This window comes from Pseudomonas sp. GW822-FHT06D10 (assembly GCF_058799535.1).
In genome coordinates, this window is record NZ_JBXALN010000002.1 from 340,927 (window position 1) to 359,396 (window position 18,470).

Sequence of the window (18,470 nt, forward strand, 5' to 3'; positions counted from 1 at the left end):
TTTGCCTTTGCTCGCAGCTTGCCGCTTGAAGCCTGTCGCTGTTACTGGGCGATGGTCTTCACCGAGACGCCACGTTCCACCGGGGTGGAGCGGCCGTAGATATCTTCAAAGCGCTCGATATCGTCTTCGCCCAGGTAGCTACCCGATTGCACTTCGATGATCTCCAGCGGGATCTTGCCCGGGTTGCGCAGGCGGTGCACCGAGGCAATCGGGATGTAGGTGGACTGGTTCTCGGTGAGCAGGAACACGTTCTCGTCACAGGTGACTTCGGCGGTGCCGCTGACCACGATCCAGTGTTCGGCGCGGTGGTGGTGCATCTGCAGCGACAGGCAGGCCCCCGGCTTGACCGAGATGTGCTTGACCTGGAAACGCCCGCCCATGTCCACCGAGTCGTAGGAGCCCCACGGACGGTAGACCTCGCAGTGGTTCTGGGTCTCGCTGCGGCCCTGTTCGTTGAGGGTGTTGACCATCTGTTTCACCCCTTGGACCTTGTCCTTGTGGGCGATCATCATGGCGTCCTTGGTTTCCACCACGACGATGTTTTCAAGGCCGATCACCGACACCAGCTTGCCGTTGCCGTGGATCATGCAGTTCTTGCTGTCCTGGATCACCACATCGCCTTTGCTGACGTTGCCGTTGGCGTCTTTTTCATGCACGTCCCACAGCGACGACCAGCAGCCGACATCGCTCCAGCCAGCGGTCAGGGGCACCACGCAGGCGCGCTGGGTCTTCTCCATCACCGCGTAGTCGATGGAGTTGTCCGGGCAGCAGGCGAAGGTGGCTTCGTCGATGGTCACGGTGTCCGGGTCTTGCTGGCTGCGTTCCAGGGTCAAGAGGCAGGTGTCGTAGATGTCCGGGTCGTGTTTCTTCAGCTCTTCGAGGAAGCGGCTGGCGCGGAACAGGAACATGCCGCTGTTCCAGAAATAGCCGCCGGCCTGGACAAACTCGGTGGCGCGTTTTTCGTCGGGTTTTTCGACGAAGTGCGAGACCCGGCTGACCCCCTCCGGGAGCAGCGCATCGTTGGTGGACTTGATGTAGCCGTAGCCGGTTTCCGGCTTGGTTGCCGGGACCCCGAACAGCACCATTTCGCCACGCTCGGCGGCCACGGTGGCCAGGGCCAGGGCGCGTTGCAGGGCTTTCTGGTCGTCCAGGACGTGGTCGGCGGGCAGTACCAGCATCAGCTCGTCGCGGCCTTCGTTGACCAGCATCATCGCGGTCAGGGCCACGGCCGGGGCGGTGTTGCGCCCGAAGGGCTCCATGAGGATGCGTTGGGATTCGAGCTTACGCGCCGCCAGTTGCTCGTTGACGATAAAGCGGTGGTCCTTGTTGCAGACCACGATGGGGGTATCCATGCCTTCGAACACCAGCCGCTCCAGGGTCTGCTGGAACAAAGTGTGTTCGCCGGTCAGGGCGAGGAACTGCTTGGGGAATTGCTTGCGCGAAAGCGGCCAAAGACGTGAGCCGCTACCACCTGACAAGATCACCGGAATCATGTTGTTACTCCTTCAAACATCGTATGGGTTAGAGCTACTGCGTTCTGTCGTTTCACTCTTGTTTTTGTTGCGTGCCCGGATGCTCGCCGCGCCCCTGTGTAGGAGCTGGCTTGCCAGCGAAGGCGTCCTCAAGGGCCCCTTCGCCGGCAAGCCGGCTCCTACAGGGGGACGGGAAAGGCATCCGGAAATTCATTAGCGGGTGGAAACCGGGCGCTTGACCCAGACCGGCGACAGGTTGCTGCCGTTGCCGGTGACGTAGAGCACCGCTGCTTCGCCGCGCTCCAGGGCCACGGGCTTGAGGTCGCTGACCTTTTTCTCGCCGTCATACAGAGCGAAGCTGACCTTCACCGGGTTGATTTCGCGCTCGCCGCGGCCTTTGGCGGCCACGGCCTTGACCACGTCGGTCTTGCCGTCGGCGGTCTTCAGGGTCAGGGCCTGGTCGCTGAGGTTCTGCACCCGCACCAGGGATTTCTGCTTGTTCTTGAACGGTGGTTCTTCGATCAGTTGCGGCTGGCCGCTGGCGTTGTTGACCAGGGTGTAATAGTGATCGGCGGCCAGTTTCACCGGCACGCTCTGGCTGCCCACCTTGGCGGTGTAGTCGCCGCCGGGCATGAAGCTGAAGTCGCTGCTGGCCAGGGGCGCGACGTCATTGACGTTGGTGCTGCCCACCGTGGCGCTGACTTCGCTGTTGCTGGCGTTGTACAGGCGCACGAAGGTCGAGCCCTTGGGCGCGGTGGGGCCGTACAGGGCGGCATCGCCACCGGCGAATACCGGAGCTGATAGCAGGCCCAGGCCCGCGGCCAATACGGCAGCTTTCAGGGATTTGGCAGCGAGACGACGAGGAGTAGTAGTGAAAGTCATGAGTGTTACCTCTTTTCAGTTTTGCGCCCGGTCGGGCGTCTCGGATTTGTTGAGTACAGCTACGTTCTGTTGGCGAGCACCGGCTTGCTTGAGCTCTGCGACCCACTGCGGGTCGGCGTCGCCGATTTCGTTGTTCACAGGCAGATAGCGTTCAGGGAATTCCCAGATCAGCACCTGGGGCGGGTTGTTCTTGAAGTCGTCGCTTTTCAGGTAGCTGAGCATCGGCAGGATCGGGCCGTGGCCGTCTTCGGCGTAGCTCAGCACGTCGCTGTGCAGGGCCTGTTTCAGGGCGCCGACGAAGTTCCAGCTGGGGTTGGCGCTGTAGCTGGTGCCCACCAGGGTCACTGGCACTTCGCGGTCGGCAAACAGCGCGTCGTCGGCGGCCGGCTGCTCTTCGCTGGCCCGGGTCACGCGCTTTTGCAGGGGCTCTTCGGCCGGCATCAGGTTTTCGAACAGCGGGTCCAGGGGCAGGAAGCGGCGCAGGTCGCCCTTGTGTTCCACGGTCTCTTCGGTCTCGGTGACGAAGCGTTGTGGCTGACCGCTGAGCGGGGTCTTGGCGGCGATGGTCAGGGCCAGTTGGCGGGCGACGATCTCGGCGCCGGCGGGGGTCCAGTGGGTGTCGGTGCGCAGGAACACTTGCTGGCCCTGTTGCTTGGCCTGTTGCAGGGGGCCCAGCAGGTCGGGGGCAAGGATCTTGTCGGCGGCGACCCGGGAGTGGAAGTCCTGGTAGAGGTTGGCGTGGATGCGCGCCGGGCGCACTTCGTCCATGTGTTCCGGGTACAGGCGCACCTTGGCCGGAACGATCGCCATCACCAGCTTCACCCCGTGCTCCTTGAGGATCTGGCGCACGCCTTCCACCAGGGCGTAGTTGCCCTGCAGGTTGAGCTCCTCGTTGACCACGGGGTTGAACTCTTCATCGCTGTACAGCCACTGGTCACGGCCCAGCACCACTCCCGGGCGCCCTTCGTTGAACAGCTTGAAGTCCAGGGCGGCCCAGAGGTTGGTGCCCAGGCGCTTGATCGGGAACTGGTCGTCGTAGTGGGTTTCCACCGCCTTGGCCCAGCGCCCGTTGAGCACGGTGGCGTCGTTGTTGGTACTGAAACCGAAGAAGCTGCGCGCCGACCACAACCCCAGCACCAGCAGAGTCAGCAGGAACAGGGCGATGTAGAACACACGTAATGAGCGGGTCATGGGCAGATCCCTCAGAACTGGAAGTAAAGGAACGGCGAGAAGCTTTGCGCCGAGAGTTTGAGAATCGAGGCAATGAACAGCAGCAGCACCAGGGCGCGCATGGCGTAGCGCGACCAGTCGGCAGTCCAGTAGGCCGGCTGCACCTGGGCCTCGGTGCCGACGATGTAGCCCGGCTGGTGAATGCTGCCGGGGTTGTCCCCGGGCACCGCCTTGATCAGGCCGGGCTGGGCGCTGGCCGGGCCGTCGGCGGCGGTAGTGACCTCGGGCTTGGCCTTGACCGGCGCCGGGTTGCGGTACAGGTCACGCAGGCCGAAGAACGCCAGGGTGGCGTAGGCCAGGATCAGGGTCGCCACTTGCAGGCCGGTGAGGCTGGCGCGGTTGAGTTCCGACAGCGACCAGTCGCCAAAGCTGAACATCGCGCCGTACATGCGGCCTGCTACGTGCAGGTTCTCGGCGCGGAAGATCACCCAGCCCATCACCACCAGCAGGAAGGTCAGGGCCCAGCGCACCGGGTTCAGGCTGCGCGGCGTGGTGTTGATGCCCAGGGCCTTTTCGATGGCCAGCCACATGCCGTGCCAGGCGCCCCAGACGATGTAGGTGAAGTTGGCGCCGTGCCACAGGCCGCCCAGGAGCATGGTCAGGAACAGGTTGCGGTAGGTGATCAGGGTGCCTTTGCGGTTGCCCCCCAGGGTGATGTACAGGTAGTCCCGCAGCCAGGTGGAAAGGCTGATGTGCCAGCGCCGCCAGAACTCGGTGATCGACTGGCTGATGTAGGGCTGCTTGAAGTTTTCCATGAAGCGAAAACCCATCATCAAGCCCAGGCCGATGGCCATGTCGCTGTAGCCGGAGAAGTCGAAGTACAGCTGCGCGGTGTAGGCCAGGGCGCCGAGCCAGGCATCGCCCGTGGTGGGGTTGTGCAGGGCGAAGCAGTGGTCGGCGACCACCGCCAGGGTGTCGGCGATGAACACCTTCTTGATGAAGCCCTGCATGAACCGCGTGCAGCCTTCGGAGAACTTGTCCAGGGTGTGGGTGCGGTTGTTGAACTGGTCCGCCAGGTCACGAAAGCGCAGCACGGGGCCGGCGATCAGGTGCGGGAAGATCGCCACGAACGCTGCGAAGTCGATTAGGTTGCGGGTGGCCGGGGTGTCGCCGCGGTAGACGTCGATGATGTAGCTGATGGACTCGAAGATGTAGAACGAGATACCGATCGGCAGCAGCACGTGGGTCAGGATGAACGGCTCAAGCCCCATGGAGGTCATGATGGCGTTGATGCTGTCGACGCCGAAGTTGGCGTACTTGAAGTAGCCGAGGATGCACAGGTCCACCGCCACCCCCAGCAGCAGCCAGCGCTGGGCGGGTTTGGTCCTGACACCGGCGGCGCCGACTTTCAGGCCGATCCAGTAGTTCCACAGGGTGACCCCGGCGAACAGCGCCAGGAAGTCCACGCGCCACCAGGCATAGAACACATAGCTGGCGATCAGCAGCAGCAAGTTGCGATAGCGTTGCCCGCTCAAGTAGTACAAGCCGAGAAAGATCGGCAGGAACAGGAACAGGAACACATTGGATGAGAAAACCATCCCGATCTCTCCATGTTTAACCAATAGTCAGAGGCCGGAGCCCCCCCAAACCCCCCACTGAAAAAACGTGGGAGGCGTACTGCATTCATGACGCTCTCTGTAGCCGCTGCCGAGGCACGAGGCTGCGATGGGCTGCGAAGCGGCCCCTGGGGGCGGTCCTGCGGACCGCGTCGCAGCCTCGTACCTCGGCAGCGGCTACAGGTTCAGGTGCTACGGGTTTGTGCTGCCCTTTTCATGGGCCGGGTCGTAGACCTTGGTCAGGTCGCCACCCAGGCGGAAAGTCTTGAACGGCTGCATCTTGTGCTTGCGCTCCAATGTCTCCGGGGCGCAGGTGTAGAGGCTGCAGTAGGGTTCCAGCCAGGCGAATTTCGAGTCGACCTTGAGGTCGGTCATGTCCTGCTGCTTGCCGTTCTTCTTTTCGAAGGTGTCCGGGTCCTTGACCCCGGCCAGCACCCGCTCGCCCAGGCGCTTGAGGGCGCTGTTGTTCTCCTGGCGCAGGTCGACGCCGTTGACCTGGGCGAAGCTGGCGATCATTGCCAGCGGCGGCAGGGCGTAGTTGTGGTAGGCCAGGGCCCGCTGCTGGCGCTTGAGTTCGTTGGGCAAGAAGCCGTCGGCATCGACCTGGTTGGCGCCGACCTTGTATTCCTTGACCGCCCAGTCGAACAGGTCGCGGCGGTTGGTGGCCACGGCGGTGGCCATCACCGACCAGGCGGCCCAGTAGGAGTGGTTGTTGGTCTTGTCCAGGGGCAGGTTGTCCCAGTCGCTGACCACCTGGTCGGCCATCTTGCTGAACCAGGCCTCGATCTTCTGTGCCTGTTCCTGGTGGGTGGCCAGGGGGTGGGAGTCGGAGAACTTCAGCCGCAGGTAGGCCGAGGCCATGCTGCCCAGGGCCCATTTGCGCATGGACTTGCCGGTGTGGTTGAAGTCCTTGGACATCAGCGCATCGGCCTGGGCCCAGGCGCTGAGCCAGGCGAGGGTGCAGTCCAGCTGTTCAGCACGGCCATCGCGCATGAACTGCATGACCCGCTTGCTGGTGCCGCGCTCGATCTTGGTGATGTCCGCGGTGGTGTCACGAAAGGCCTGTTCGGACTGCACGTTGAGGGTCGCCCGGGCCTTGTCCGAGCCTTCGTACTTGCTGCGAAACTGCAGGGCGCCGGTGTAGGGCGCCGGCATGGCGTCGCAGCCCTCGCTGTTGTCGCCGCTCTTGAACTTGTCCACCGGGGCGTAATAGCCCTGGGGCGGGCGCAGCGGCGCGGCGGCCTGGGCGCTGCCGGTGACGATGGCCAGCCCCAGCAGGCTGGGTATCAACAAGCGTTTCAAGTCTGTGCTTTGCATAGGTAACCTCATTGCCCGATCTGCGCGGTGCGTTGCTCGGCGCTCGGGAATACGTTGCGTTTGCAAATTTTCGCTTCGACCTTCTGCCCCGCAGTGCCCGCTTCCGGGCCCTGGATCTCGACCGCCAGCAGGTTCTGCGAGGCCCAGTCTTCGTCGGTGCGCAGTTCGAAGGCGAAGCGCCCGTCGGTGTCGGACGTTTCCGGTTTTTCGATCTTGATGTCCTCGTGGCGCCCGTTCATGTACCAGAGGGTGGCTTGCAGGGTTTTCACCGAGGTGTCGGCGAAGCGGATGTCGACCTGATGACCGCTGTTGCGCAGGTCCATGTTCTTGCTGTTGACCAGCAATTCGTTCTTGCCGGGCTTGAGGGTGGTGCTGCCGGTCATCTGCGCGTCCTTGCCCTCGCAGCCGTTGTCCAGCAGGGCCATCATCTGCCGGTAGATGGTTTCCTGGTCCAGGCGGTACAGCGGCGAGAATTCCCAGATGAGGATTTTCGGCGGGCTCTTCTGGAACTCGTCGCTGCCCAGGTACTGCAGCATCGAGCCTTCCAGGCCGCCGCCGGGGAAGGCGACGTTGAGGATGTCGGCACCGATGGCCTCTTCCAGGAAGCCGGCGAAGTTGTAGTTCTTGCCACTGTGGCTGGTGCCCACGAGGGTGATCTGCGGGTTGCCGGAGTCGCCGAACAGGTCGCCGTCGCCAGCCTCGCCCTTGGGCTCGGTGGTGAACTGGTCCATGTACTGGATGGCGTAGCTGGTGCCGCACAACTGGCCGGCCATGTTGTGCAGGGTGCCGGTCTTGCCCATGCGCCCGGACTTGTGGGTTTCGAATTCACGCCGTGGAATGTCGGCAAAGGCCGGCAACTGCTTGACCTTGTCGGCGACGATCTTCGCCGTGCGCTGGGCGCCATAAGGGGTCCAGTGCTGGTCGCCGCGGAAGTAGAAGTCGTGGGCCGGCAGGGTATCGGGCAGTTGTTCGTTGGTCAGCGGCGAGAGGTCCGGCACCACGTAGCCCATCTGCGCGAAGCGCCCGAGCATGGCCTTGTAGTTGCTCAGCGCCTTGTCATAGTCGAAACGGGCTTTCTCCGCCGGGTTGAGCTTGTTGCGGTTCACCAGGCCGCGGGTCGGCTGATAGACCACCACCAGTTCCACGCCCTTGCTCTTGAAGGCTTCGTGCAACTGCTTGAGGCGGCGGTAGCCTTCGGGAGTGGTGTTGAACTCGGTGCGCAAATCTTCCTGGGTACGGAACAGCCAGTCGCCCTGGGCTTGCACCAGGGTGGTGAAGTTCTGCTGGTAGCGGGTCACGTAGTTCTTTGCGTCGTGGGCGGCCGGGCACAGGTTGCAGCACGGCTCGGCCTTGAAGTTCGGCGCGGCGCTTGTGGTGCTGGTTTCGTCGGCACGGGCGCCGGCGCTGGCGGCGAGAATCCCCGCGGTCAGGGCCGACAGGCCCAGGAGTTTGATCCAGTGTGGGTGCATGAAAGTCATCCTCAATCCCGCAATTCGGTCTGGCGTTCGACGGGGTCGATCAACACGGCTTTCTGCTGGCGCACCAGCAGGTCGAGAATTTCATCCTGGCGGTCGCCCAGGACCCCGGAGAAGCTGATGCCGCTGCTTTTGGTCGGCGCCAGCATGGAGACCCGGTACAGCTCCACGCTCAAGGGGGAGTCGATGGACATCGGCCCGCTGCCGTTGGCGGCCAGCTCGCCGCCGACCACGATCAGCGAGACCTGGGCGTCGAACGGGTCGAGCTTGATGTCGCGGTCGGTGTCGGAAAGGTCCTTGATGTGGCCGTAGACCCCGGTCAGGCCGTTGGCCATGGCGATGTTTTCGTACAGGCGGATGTTCACGCTGTTGCGAATGCGGATGCCGTGGCGGCGGTTGCTGATCACCTTGTTGCCGTAGATCAGGTTGTCGGCACTCTCGTAGAGGGTGATGCCGTCGGTGTGGTTGCGGTAGATCTCGTTGTAGGCGATCAGGTTGTTGACGCTGTTACGGTCGATCACCAGCCCGGAGAGGTGGTTGTCGTAGCTGCGGTTGTTGAAGATGAAGCTGTCGTTCACTTCCCGGGAAATGATGATGCCGTGCTTCTTCTTGGTGCCGTGGACGGTGTTGTCGGCAATGATCAGGCCATGGGAGCGGTCGTGGGGGTCGATGCCGTAGACGATGTTGTCCTTGTAGGTGTTGCCCTTGAGCACGAAGTCCCGGGTCTCGTAGCAGTAGAAGCCGTACCACATGTCCGAGAACGTCGAGCCGACGATCCAGCCGGTGGGCTCGGGGCGCTTGAGGACCTTGGCCATGTTCGGCGTGTACTGGGAAATACTCACCCCGTAGGACTTGGAGTTGGCGTAGCCGAAGCTGGCCATCGTGCTGTTGACGATGTAAGTCTCGGTGCCGCCCCAGGCCAGCAGGAACGGGCGGAATTCCTTGGGCGAGCGGAAGGTCGCCGGGCCGTTGTCCTTTTCGCGCCAGCCCGTGACCTTGGTGTCTCGCACGAACAGCTGGCCATCGTTGACCAGGAACGAGCCGCCTTCCTGGGACAGGCGCAGCTCCTGGGTCTGTTTGTCGATTTCCAGGATGCCGTGGCGGCCGACGACGATGGGCAGGCGGGCCAGGTAGACCCCGGGTGCGGTTTCGCTGATGTACTGCTTGGGCAGCTTGCCCACCAGTTCCTTGAGGTTGACGTAGCCGTCGTCGATGAAGATCGCCTGGGGTATGCCGTGCTGGCGCACCACCCATTCGGCCATCTTGTTGTCACCGCCGATAAAGTCCTTAAGGGCGTCTTCCTGCATCATCCGGCGCACGCTGATCTTGCCCGGCTTGCTGCGCACGATCTTCGCCGCGGCCGCCTCGGCGGTGTAGCCGGAGAGGTCGGGCAGGGTCGGCTTGGCCAGGGCCAGGGGCTCGATGGGAGCACTGCTGACGGTGTAGGTCTTGGCCTGTTGCAGCTCCTTGGCGATGATCGGCGCCTTGGCCGTCTCGGCAGTGGCGAAGGCGCTGCTGCTGGCCAGCAGCAGGGCGCCGGCCAGGAGGCTCAGGGAGCCTCTGGACAACGGGCTCTGGAGAGTTTGAGTAGGCATGTCGGGCACTCCTTTAGCGGCTTGCATCAGAAGCGCCAGATCACGTCGATAAAGGCGCGGTGCATGTAGGAGTCGACCTCTTTGCCGTAGGCGTCGCCGGGCTTGAACACGCCACCGCGCAAACGCACCAGGGCCGAAGGTTCATCGATCGACTGGCTCAGGGCCGCGGGCAACAGGCCTTGCTTGAAGTACTTGGTGACCACCAGGTCCATCTCCTGGCCGAGGTCCTTCTTGCCATCCATGAGCGGCAGCGAGGTGCTGCTGAGCAGGGCGCCGGTGGTGTCGTCGTAGTTGTTGTCCACTGCGTTGATGCCGTTGCTGCCCACCGGTTTGTTGCCGTCCACACGCCAGAACTTGTGGTAGACCAGGCTGGCGTCGTAGTCCTCGCGCAGTTGCCAGGAACCGAACAGAGTGGCGCTCTGGGTGTTGTTCATTTCGCCCCGGAAGGCTTCGCCGAAGCGGTGCACCCGGGAGCGAGTACCGGTGTAGTTGGAGCGGTTGCTTTGCAGGCCGTTCTGTTCGTACTCGGCGCTGGCCCGGGCATAGGCCGCGCCCACTTGCCAGTTCGGGTCAAGGCGCAGGCGCACGCCCAGGTCGGTGGCCCAGCCGTTGAGGTTGTCCCCGCGCTTGGCTTGGGTCGGGCGGCTGCCATCGGCGTTCAGCGGGTTGACCGTATCGCGGTCGCCGCGCATGCCGGTGAGGCTGGCCCAGTAGTTGACGGTATTGGTGTTGCGCCAGTTAAAGGCGTCGCTGTTGGCTTCCAGGCCGAGCCAGGTCAGGTCGCCGTTTTCCTTCTTGTCCAGCGGGTCGCTGGCCACGCCGGGCTGGGCATAGTCGAGCTTGCCGTCGTCGTGGGTGTGGTGGGCGCGGATGCCCACCCACTGGCCGGGCGTCCACTGGTAGGCGGCGTCGGCGTACAGGTGCAGGCGGTCCTTGTCCTTGGGCGCCAGCTCCTTGAGGTCGGTGCGGTATTCACTGAAGCGCTCGGCGGCCCCCAGGTTGGCCCGCAGCAGGGTGGTGTCGAAGGTCCAGTTCAGCGCCTCGATGTTGGTGTCGCGCCATTGCCCGTCATCGTTGCGCAGGCGCTGGCGGCCGAACTTCAACTGCTCGCCGGGGTAGGCGGTGAAGCCGCTGTAGCCGACCCAGAACTCGCGCATGGCCAGGTAGTTCTTCTTGGTCTTGCGGTCATCGTTGCTGGACTGCTGGCTGGCGTCGTCGCCGGACTGTTGCAGGGTGTCGGTTTCGATCACGTCGCTTGCGGCCACTGCCTGGCCCATGGCGTAGGCGCTCCAGTTGCCGCTTTCGCCATAGACCCAGGGCCGCAGGTCGAGGCCGATGCCGTTGACGTCGCCACCGCCCTGGGTGCCCAGGTCGCGATCGTCCTCGGACTGGCCGGTGATCTTCACTTCCAGGCCGAAGTTCTTGGTGTCGGTGATGGCCGCCAGGGTCGGGGTGGACCAGATCATGGCAAAACCCAGGGCCATGCCCAGTTTCGACAGGCACAAGCGCTTGCCTGTGGTTGTGGCGGCGGGGTGTGCCCGGCCGCGCAGGCCGGTGTGGCGAGCGCTTCGCGCTTGGTCGCAGCCTGCGGCAGCGGCTACAGGGGCGGTGTTGAATGGGATGGACTTCATAGGGATTCCTCGCCGTCTTCTTCCTGCAGCGCGTGCAGTTGCAGCGTGTTCTGGGTCAGGGCTCCGCGTACCGCCTGCTCCTGTTGCAGCAGGCGCTGGGCTTCGGCGCGCTGGCCGGGGGGCAGTTGTTGATCCAGCTGCTGGGCCAGTTCGTTGGCCTGTGGGGTGTCCTGGGCCTTGGCCAACTGGCTGAAGACGTAGGCGTTGACCGGGTTGGGCGCGGTGCCGCGGCCCTGGGAAAACAGCTGGGCAATGGCGAAGTCGGCGCTGTTCTGGCCGTTGCGGGCAGCCGTCAGCAGGTGGTCCAGGGCTTTTTGCGGGTACACCTGGCCCAGATAGCCACGGCGGTAGATCTGCCCCAGGTAGTAGTCGGCGGCGACTTCGCGGCCCACGGCTTTCTGGAAGTGCGCCTCGGCCACCTTGGCGTCCGCCGGCACCCACTTGCCTTCGTAGTAGAGCTTGCCCAGCAGCAGTTCGGCCCGGGGCTGGTCGGCGGCGCGGCCGTTCTCCAGGTATTCCATCATCTTGTCGACGTCACCCAGCTCGGGGAAGTCGTAGAGCAGTTGCGCCAGGCTGACCCAGGAGGCCGGGTAGCCGGGGGCGACCTGTTCCAGCAGGGCCTGGGCGGTCTTTTCGTCCGGCTTGCCAAGACTGGCATCGCCCAGTACCCGGGCCACGCTGTCGACCCGCTGGGCACTGACGCTGCCACGGCTGTAGCCGGCCTGCAGTCGCTTGATCAGCTCGGCCTGCTGTTCTGGCTGGCCGCGTTTCTGGTAGACGGTGGCCAGCTCGACGTAGCAGATGTCGGTGCTGTCGAGGGCGGCCTTGCAGATGCTTTCCACCTGGTCCAGGTGCTGGTCGTAGGTGCCCTGGGTGCGGTACAGCAGGACCTGGGCCAGACCGGCTTCCGGGTAGCCGGCGGCGCGCCATTGGCTGATCTGCTGCTGGGCATCGACGTTGGGGAAGCTGTGGGGGTATTGCAGGTACAGCATCGCCAGGGGAATCAGGGTGTTGCCTTCGCCATTGGCGAAGGCTTTCTTCAGCAGGCCTTCGGCTTCGTGCTGCTCGGCCTCGCTGGAACCGGGCTTGGCCACCAGCAGGCGCCCCAGGCGCGCCTGGGCACGGGGCGAGGTGTCGGCTGCGGCGCGGTAGGTGGCCTCGGCCTGCTTGATCTGCGCCGGGTCGCGGCTTTCCACTTGAATGTCGGCCAGGCCCACTTGCGCTTCGCTGTAGCCCAGGTCTGCCAGTTGGCGGTAGTTCTGCTGGGCCAGGGTGGTGTCGCCGCGCTTCAGGGCCTCGTTGGCCAGGCGCTGGTCCGGCAGGCCGGCGCAACCGGCCAGGGCCAGCGCAGCGACCAAAGGCAATACCGAACCCTGTAGCCGCTGCCGCAGGCTGCGATCGAGCGCGAAGCGCTCGTGCTGGTTGTCGGGGAGCATCGAGTCGGCCGGATGGCGTCCGCTGCGCGGCCGGGCGCAGCCTGCGGCAGCGGCTACAGGGAGCTGGGTAGGCACTCTCATGGTTACAGACCCGCAGCCATGGCTTTGTCGATCAGCCAGTTCATCGACGGGCCGCGGTCGCTGCTGACTTCCACCGGGCGGCCGGCGAAGGCGCTGCTCAGGGGCGCGTCGGGCTTGATCTGTACGCGGATGTCGGAGGACAGGTCGTTGCTGTTGAGACTGGCGCTGCTGACGATGGTGCCGGTGCGCACTTCATCCTCGCCGGCGATCTGGAAGTTGACCTTGGTGCCCGGGCGCACGTCGCCGAACTGGCGGTAGGAGAACCGCGCCTCGACATTGGCCAGGCTATTGCGCGGCACCAGCTGGAAGATCACGTCGCCCTTGCTGGCGTACTGCCCGTCGGCCACCAGTTGCTGGGCCACGGTGCAGTCGCAGGGGGAGGTCAGGGTGCCGGTCATCTGCTTGCCGAACAGTTCCTCGACCTTGGCCGGTTGCAGCTGGTTTTCGTCCAGGTGGCCCTTGAGCACGTCCAGCATGCTGGTGCTGAAGCTGGCCAGGGGCGCGCCTTTGGCGACGCTGCCATCGGTCTGCACCAGGCTCTGCACGGTGCCGTCGCGCGGCATGGTGACGTTCATCCCCGGAACGTTGACCAGGCCGGCCTCGGCGTGGCTGACGAAGTACATGCCGTACACCGACTTGAGGATGAAACCGAAGGCGGCAAGGCCGACGATGAAGATCCCGGCGCTGAAGGTCACCGCCCGCAGGCGCCCCAGCGGAGTCATGCCGCTGCCGCTGTCCTTGTTCTTGCGCGCCTTGGTGAAGTTGTCGCGCTGCAGGGTGGCGAGCACGTCGCCCATGCTGACGATGTCGCCGGCCAGGTGCGAGGTGATCAGGTGGCGCAGGGTGGAGATGTCCTGGGGTTCGAGGTTCTGGAACTGGCAACCGACCCGGCCGCTCTGGCGATCGAAGGAGCGGACCTGCAGCTCGACGTCCATGGCCAGGCCGAGGTTGTCGATGACAAATTGCAGGCGGCCCTTGTGCACTTCGCCCACGGTCAGCATCTGCTGCCCGGCGTTGAAGCTCAGGCCGCCGGCGGAGAGGTCGTGGACCCGCACTTCAAGAGGCTTGGCCTCGGTTCCGAAGAAGCGCAGCTTGGCCGGGATCTTGACCCGGGCGTGCTGGCGTTGGGCTTCGGATTCATGCACTACATTGACGTTCACGGCGGTGTTCATAGAGTCGATTTCCTAGTTAATTCAGGCAAGGCGGTTCAGACCATCAGCAGCAGGACAGCGACGAACACGCTGCCGGCCGAGAAGGTCATGGTCCGAGACGACCAGGTGTTGAACCAACGTTGAAAACTGGCCAGGTCGCGGGTCAGCTTGGTGTCCTGGCGGGTCCAGGATTGCTGGTCGAGGCGGAAGAACACGTAGATCTTCACCAGCGCGCCGACGATCTGGTTGTAATAGAGAATCAAGGGGTAGGCCGGGCCGATGCGGTGCCCCGAGCAGGACAGCAGCAGGGTCAGGATCAGGCGGGTAATGCCGATCCACAGCAGGTAGGCCAGGATGAAGGCAGTGCCGTACTTGAAGCTGGCGATGATCGCCACGGTCAGGCCCAGCAGCGAGGTCCACATCGACACGCGCTGGTCGAACAGCACCACACTGGTGAACAGCCCCAGGCGTTTCATGCCCAGGCCGAGGGCCCGGGAGTTCTGCCGCAGGTTGTTGCCGTACCAGCGGAACATCAGCTTGCGGCTGGCCTTGATGAAGCTCTTCTCCGGCGGGTGCTCCACGGTGTTGATTGCCGCGTCAGGCACGTAGAAGGTGTCGTAGCCCAGGCGCATCAGGCTGAACCAGCTGGATTTGTCGTCGCCGGTAAGGAACTTGAAGCGGCCCAGGCGCCAGTGCTGCAGGGAGTCGCTTTCCACGTCGGCGATGAAGTCCGGGTCGGTGACCACGGTGGCGCGGAATACCGACATGCGCCCGGTCATGGTCAGCACGCGCTTGGACAGGGCCATGGAGCACATGTTGATGTGGCGCTGGGCGAAGCGCAGCTTGTGCCATTCGCTCATGATGTAGCCGCCGCGCACTTCGCAGAATTCGTTGGTGGTCAGGCCGCCGACATTGCCGAACAGCTGGAACCAGGGCACGGTCTTGCGTACCACGCCTTCGCCGAGCACGGTGTCACCGTCGATCACCGCTACCACGGCGCGGCTGTCCGGCAGGTGGCGGGAGATGGCACGAAAGCCGAAGGCCAGGCCATCACGCTTGCCGGTGCCGGGAATGCGCACGAAGTCCAGCTTGACCCGCTCCGGCGGGTTCATCCGCGCCCACAGGCTTTTCACCAGCAGTTCGTCGGACATTTCCACGATCGAGCAGACCACGGTGGTGGGGAAGCCGCAGTCGATGGCTTCACGGATGACCGAGCCGTAGACCTGGGCGGTGGTCAGCGCGTCGATCCGGAAGCTGGTGACCATCAGGTACACATGGGACGGGTCCGCCGCGCTGCCGAGCTTGCGCACCTTGCGCCGCAGGTGCGGGTAGACCACGTAGAGAAACAGCATGCCGCGCACGAAGTGCGTGGCACCCATCGAGTAGCGCCAGATGCCCACGGCGCCAATCAGGAAAATGAAGTCCTTGGACTGTGAGTCGAAGGTCGAGGCGGGCAGCAACAAGGCCATGCCCATCAGCAAACTCAAGTAGAACAGCCAACCGGCGGCCTGAAGCAGGCCGTGCTTTAGCCTGTGCATAATCTGCGTCCATCAAGGTCTCGGGCGAGCCTGTGGGGTGGCCCGAGGGGGGTTAAGGCAGGCATGGAGATCTGGGAGGGCCAGATCGCTGGCCAGCCAGCTCCTACGGGGATGGGGTAGGAGCCGGCTGGCTGGCGAACCCTTACCAGCAGATCCCTTCGGTACGGCCTTTGCTGCAGGTAGCCTTGGACATGAAGCCCACCAGGTCGATGACCTGCTTGCCGTGGGGCACGTCTTCGGCCAGGGCGCGGAACTTCTCGTCGCGGTTGCCGAGAATGATCACGTCGGACTTGCCGATTACCGCGTCGAAGTCCGAGTTGAGCAGGGACGAAACGTGGGGGATCTTCGACTCGATGTAGTCCTTGTTGGCGCCGTGAACCCGGGCGTACTCGACGTTGCTGTCGTAGATGCTCAGGTCGAAGCCCTTGCCGATGAGCATTTCCGCCAGTTCCACCAGCGGGCTCTCGCGCAGGTCGTCGGTGCCGGCCTTGAAGCTCAGGCCCAGCAGGGCGACCTTGCGCTTGTCATGGCTGGAAACGATGTCGAAGGCGTTCTGCACCTGGGATTCATTGCTGCGCATCAGCGAGTTGAGCAGGGGCGCCTCAATGTCCAGGGAGCCGGCGCGGTAGGTCAGGGCGCGCACGTCCTTGGGCAGGCACGAGCCGCCGAAGGCGAAGCCCGGGCGCATGTAGTACTGGGACAGGTTGAGGGTCTTGTCCTGGCAGACCACGTCCATCACTTCACGGCCGTCCACGCCCACCGCCTTGGCGATGTTGCCGATCTCGTTGGCGAAGGTGACCTTGGTGGCGTGCCAGACGTTGCAGGTGTACTTGATCATCTCGGCGACTTCGATGTCCTTGCGGATGATCGGTGCATCGAGCTCTTCGTACAGCGCTTGCAGCACATCACCGGAGGCCTGGTCGAACTGGCCGATCACGGTCATGGGCGGGAAGTCGTAGTCCTTGATCGCGGTGCTTTCACGCAGGAACTCGGGGTTCACCGCAACGCCGAAATCCACCCCGGCCTTCTTGCCCGAGCAGTCTTCGAGGATCGGGATCACCACGTTCTTCACGGTGCCCGGCAGCACGGTGCTGCGCACCACGATGGTGTGGCGGGTGGCCTTGTCGCGCAGGACGAAACCGATCTCGCGGCACACCGATTCGATGTAGTCCAGTTCCAGGTCGCCGTTCTTCTTGCTCGGGGTACCGACGCAGATCATCGACAGGTCGGTATCGCGAATGGCCTCGGCGAAGTTGGTGGTGCCACGCAGACGAGCAGTCTGGATTCCTTGCGCCAGAAGTTCGCCCAGGCCCGGTTCGACGATCGGCGACTTGCCGGCGTTGATCAGGTCGATCTTGTCTTTGGAGATATCTACGCCAACCACTTCATGGCCCCGTGCGGACAGGCAACCGGCACATACTGCACCGACGTAACCCAAACCAAATATGCTGATGCGCATCGCATTTACCTCTGTGTTATTCACGCCATTAGATGGCCGGAGTTAATGTTTGCCAGCTGTTGTTGTGCACTCGGAAGTCCAGCGAGGTACGCTGTAGTGCCGTGTGCAGGCAGACTAAGTTCCGAGTGACTAAATAAATGCACTCAAGTTGTGCGCAACCGATCCATGTTGTTTTGACTTGCCCTTGAATGTTGCCGGCGGCTCCTGCTGCAGGCCTCTCGAGAAAAACCATCCGCGTTCCTGTGGATGGCTGGATGCCACGTAGTACGGGCTCTCCAGTTGTTTTCGAGGGCCTTGAAGGCCAGCTGTTCCTTGGCTCGTTAGGGGATAGTTGAGGTGCCTTATCTCCGTTTGTTTACCCTTTAGTTCAAGTTTGTGACTCGTTGGTCAAATCAATGTTGAAACTTGATTAGTTCCTCGTGAGTCCGTGTAAGTCATCTCCTACAACCTCGTTGAGAATCGTTACCGGTGGTATGAGCGGTGTCTGAAGGCATAGTTCCTGCCCGCTCATCCTGTTTTTCGAAATTTCTTGAAATATTGAGAAAGATGGCACTGCTCTCAAACTGATAGCACTAACGGTTTGAGCCTTTAGTTATGGGGAGTTGAAGCGAGGGGATATTTTTGTGCCACTACCGAATAAAAAAAGTGGTGCCACTACTGAAAAAAATCAGGGCTGTCGAGTGAAATAAAAGTTAGGCAAAACGCTGAAAGTTCTATGGCGCCAAGAAATTGGCTTATTAAAGGCGGGGAATGTGCGGATGATCACATTCTGGCGCGCTCGCCGGTTGGAAACGAGCGCGGCAGGGGAACGCTTTATTCCGGTGCGTGGTCGCGCAGGAATACCAGGTTGTCGGCTTTGGACTGCTCCGCGCTGAAGCGGTAGCCCTGGACGTCGAATTGCTTGAGCTGAGCGGGGTCGTTGATGCGCTCCTGGATGACGAAGCGGCTCATCAGGCCACGGGCTTTCTTGGCATAGAAACTGATGATCTTGTACTGGCCGTTCTTCAGGTCCTTGAACTCGGTATTGATGATCCGCGCGTTCAGGGCCGTGCGCTTGACCGCCGAGAAGTACTCGTTGGAAGCCAGGTTCAGCAGCAGGTCGTCACCTTGCTCGGCCAGGGCCTCGTTCAGCCATTCGCTGATGCGGGTGCCCCAGAAGGCATACAGGTCCTTGCCCCGGGCGTTGGCCAGCTTGGTGCCCATTTCCAGGCGATAGGGCTGCATCAGGTCCAGGGGGCGCAGCAGGCCGTACAGGCCGGAAAGCATGCGCAGGTGTTGCTGGGCGTAGTCGAAATCCGCCTCGCTGAGGGTTTCGGCGTTGAGTCCGGTATAGACGTCGCCCTTGAACGCCAGCAGGGCCTGCTTGGCGTTGTCTGGAGTGAAGGCCGGGGTCCAGCTACCGAAGCGCGCGGCATTGAGCCCGCCGATCTTGTCGGATACGTGCATCAGTTCGCTGATCTGCGCCGGGGTCAGTTCCCGCAGTTGCTGGATCAGTTCCTGGGAGTGGTCGAGGTATTGCGGCTGGGTGAAGCGCTGGGTAACCGGCGGTGTTTCGTAATCGAGGGTCTTGGCGGGTGAAATCACCATCAGCATGGGGTCGTCTCCTTTTGGCGTCGGGGGATTCTAGGGGCTCGGGCGCCCGGACTC

At 63.1% G+C, this 18,470-nt stretch carries 13 protein-coding genes; all 13 read right to left on the minus strand.

The window, feature by feature from the left end:
* Window positions 1–41: 41 nt before the first annotated feature.
* Window positions 42–1,493, minus strand: coding sequence for a mannose-1-phosphate guanylyltransferase/mannose-6-phosphate isomerase (locus AC1RL5_RS07110; protein WP_072451225.1), 1,452 nt, complete (start codon window positions 1,491–1,493; stop codon window positions 42–44).
* A 192-nt stretch (window positions 1,494–1,685) separates the two neighbouring features.
* Window positions 1,686–2,354: an alginate O-acetyltransferase AlgF gene (locus tag AC1RL5_RS07115; RefSeq protein WP_011059367.1), complete on the minus strand. Its 669-nt coding sequence runs from the start codon at window positions 2,352–2,354 to the stop codon at window positions 1,686–1,688.
* 15 nt (window positions 2,355–2,369) lie between these two features.
* Window positions 2,370–3,545, minus strand: a complete 1,176-nt coding sequence (locus AC1RL5_RS07120; protein WP_492589196.1) for an alginate O-acetyltransferase — start codon at window positions 3,543–3,545, stop codon at window positions 2,370–2,372.
* Window positions 3,546–3,556: 11 nt separating this feature from the next.
* The gene (locus tag AC1RL5_RS07125; protein ID WP_053149125.1) at window positions 3,557–5,122 is read right to left on the minus strand and encodes an MBOAT family O-acyltransferase; all 1,566 of its coding nucleotides are present in this window, start codon (window positions 5,120–5,122) and stop codon (window positions 3,557–3,559) included.
* A gap of 210 nt (window positions 5,123–5,332) precedes the next feature.
* Window positions 5,333–6,457, minus strand: a complete 1,125-nt coding sequence (locus AC1RL5_RS07130; protein WP_072451221.1) for a mannuronate-specific alginate lyase — start codon at window positions 6,455–6,457, stop codon at window positions 5,333–5,335.
* Window positions 6,458–6,465: 8 nt separating this feature from the next.
* The gene (locus tag AC1RL5_RS07135) at window positions 6,466–7,926 is read right to left on the minus strand and encodes an alginate O-acetyltransferase (protein WP_093405059.1); all 1,461 of its coding nucleotides are present in this window, start codon (window positions 7,924–7,926) and stop codon (window positions 6,466–6,468) included.
* A gap of 11 nt (window positions 7,927–7,937) precedes the next feature.
* Window positions 7,938–9,527, minus strand: a complete 1,590-nt coding sequence (algG, locus tag AC1RL5_RS07140; RefSeq protein WP_011059372.1) for a mannuronan 5-epimerase AlgG — start codon at window positions 9,525–9,527, stop codon at window positions 7,938–7,940.
* 26 nt (window positions 9,528–9,553) lie between these two features.
* Window positions 9,554–11,011, minus strand: coding sequence for an alginate export family protein (locus AC1RL5_RS07145; RefSeq protein WP_072451360.1), 1,458 nt, complete (start codon window positions 11,009–11,011; stop codon window positions 9,554–9,556).
* Window positions 11,012–11,154: 143 nt separating this feature from the next.
* Window positions 11,155–12,594: an alginate biosynthesis TPR repeat lipoprotein AlgK gene (gene algK / locus AC1RL5_RS07150; RefSeq protein ID WP_492589276.1), complete on the minus strand. Its 1,440-nt coding sequence runs from the start codon at window positions 12,592–12,594 to the stop codon at window positions 11,155–11,157.
* A gap of 83 nt (window positions 12,595–12,677) precedes the next feature.
* Complete coding sequence (locus AC1RL5_RS07155) at window positions 12,678–13,847, minus strand: alginate biosynthesis protein Alg44 (protein ID WP_011059375.1); 1,170 nt, start codon at window positions 13,845–13,847, stop codon at window positions 12,678–12,680.
* Window positions 13,848–13,882: 35 nt separating this feature from the next.
* Window positions 13,883–15,364 carry a mannuronan synthase gene (gene alg8, locus AC1RL5_RS07160; protein WP_072451220.1) on the minus strand — a complete coding sequence of 494 codons (1,482 nt, stop codon included), beginning with the start codon at window positions 15,362–15,364 and terminating at the stop codon, window positions 13,883–13,885.
* A gap of 142 nt (window positions 15,365–15,506) precedes the next feature.
* A complete protein-coding gene (locus AC1RL5_RS07165) occupies window positions 15,507–16,823 on the minus strand; it encodes a nucleotide sugar dehydrogenase (RefSeq protein ID WP_072451219.1) in 1,317 nt (438 codons plus the stop codon).
* A gap of 813 nt (window positions 16,824–17,636) precedes the next feature.
* The gene (gene yaaA, locus AC1RL5_RS07170) at window positions 17,637–18,416 is read right to left on the minus strand and encodes a peroxide stress protein YaaA (RefSeq protein WP_011059378.1); all 780 of its coding nucleotides are present in this window, start codon (window positions 18,414–18,416) and stop codon (window positions 17,637–17,639) included.
* Between the last annotated feature and the right edge of the window lie 54 nt (window positions 18,417–18,470).

Coding starts and splice junctions, on each gene's coding strand:
- AC1RL5_RS07110 (WP_072451225.1), bottom strand. CDS start 1,493: ATGATTCCGGTGATCTTGTCAGGTGGTAGCGGCTCACGTCTTTGGCCG.
- AC1RL5_RS07115 (WP_011059367.1), bottom strand. CDS start 2,354: ATGACTTTCACTACTACTCCTCGTCGTCTCGCTGCCAAATCCCTGAAA.
- AC1RL5_RS07120 (WP_492589196.1), bottom strand. CDS start 3,545: ATGACCCGCTCATTACGTGTGTTCTACATCGCCCTGTTCCTGCTGACT.
- AC1RL5_RS07125 (WP_053149125.1), bottom strand. CDS start 5,122: ATGGTTTTCTCATCCAATGTGTTCCTGTTCCTGTTCCTGCCGATCTTT.
- AC1RL5_RS07130 (WP_072451221.1), bottom strand. CDS start 6,457: ATGCAAAGCACAGACTTGAAACGCTTGTTGATACCCAGCCTGCTGGGG.
- AC1RL5_RS07135 (WP_093405059.1), bottom strand. CDS start 7,926: ATGCACCCACACTGGATCAAACTCCTGGGCCTGTCGGCCCTGACCGCG.
- algG (WP_011059372.1), bottom strand. CDS start 9,527: ATGCCTACTCAAACTCTCCAGAGCCCGTTGTCCAGAGGCTCCCTGAGC.
- AC1RL5_RS07145 (WP_072451360.1), bottom strand. CDS start 11,011: ATGGCCCTGGGTTTTGCCATGATCTGGTCCACCCCGACCCTGGCGGCC.
- algK (WP_492589276.1), bottom strand. CDS start 12,594: ATGCTCCCCGACAACCAGCACGAGCGCTTCGCGCTCGATCGCAGCCTG.
- AC1RL5_RS07155 (WP_011059375.1), bottom strand. CDS start 13,847: ATGAACACCGCCGTGAACGTCAATGTAGTGCATGAATCCGAAGCCCAA.
- alg8 (WP_072451220.1), bottom strand. CDS start 15,364: ATGCACAGGCTAAAGCACGGCCTGCTTCAGGCCGCCGGTTGGCTGTTC.
- AC1RL5_RS07165 (WP_072451219.1), bottom strand. CDS start 16,823: ATGCGCATCAGCATATTTGGTTTGGGTTACGTCGGTGCAGTATGTGCC.
- yaaA (WP_011059378.1), bottom strand. CDS start 18,416: ATGCTGATGGTGATTTCACCCGCCAAGACCCTCGATTACGAAACACCG.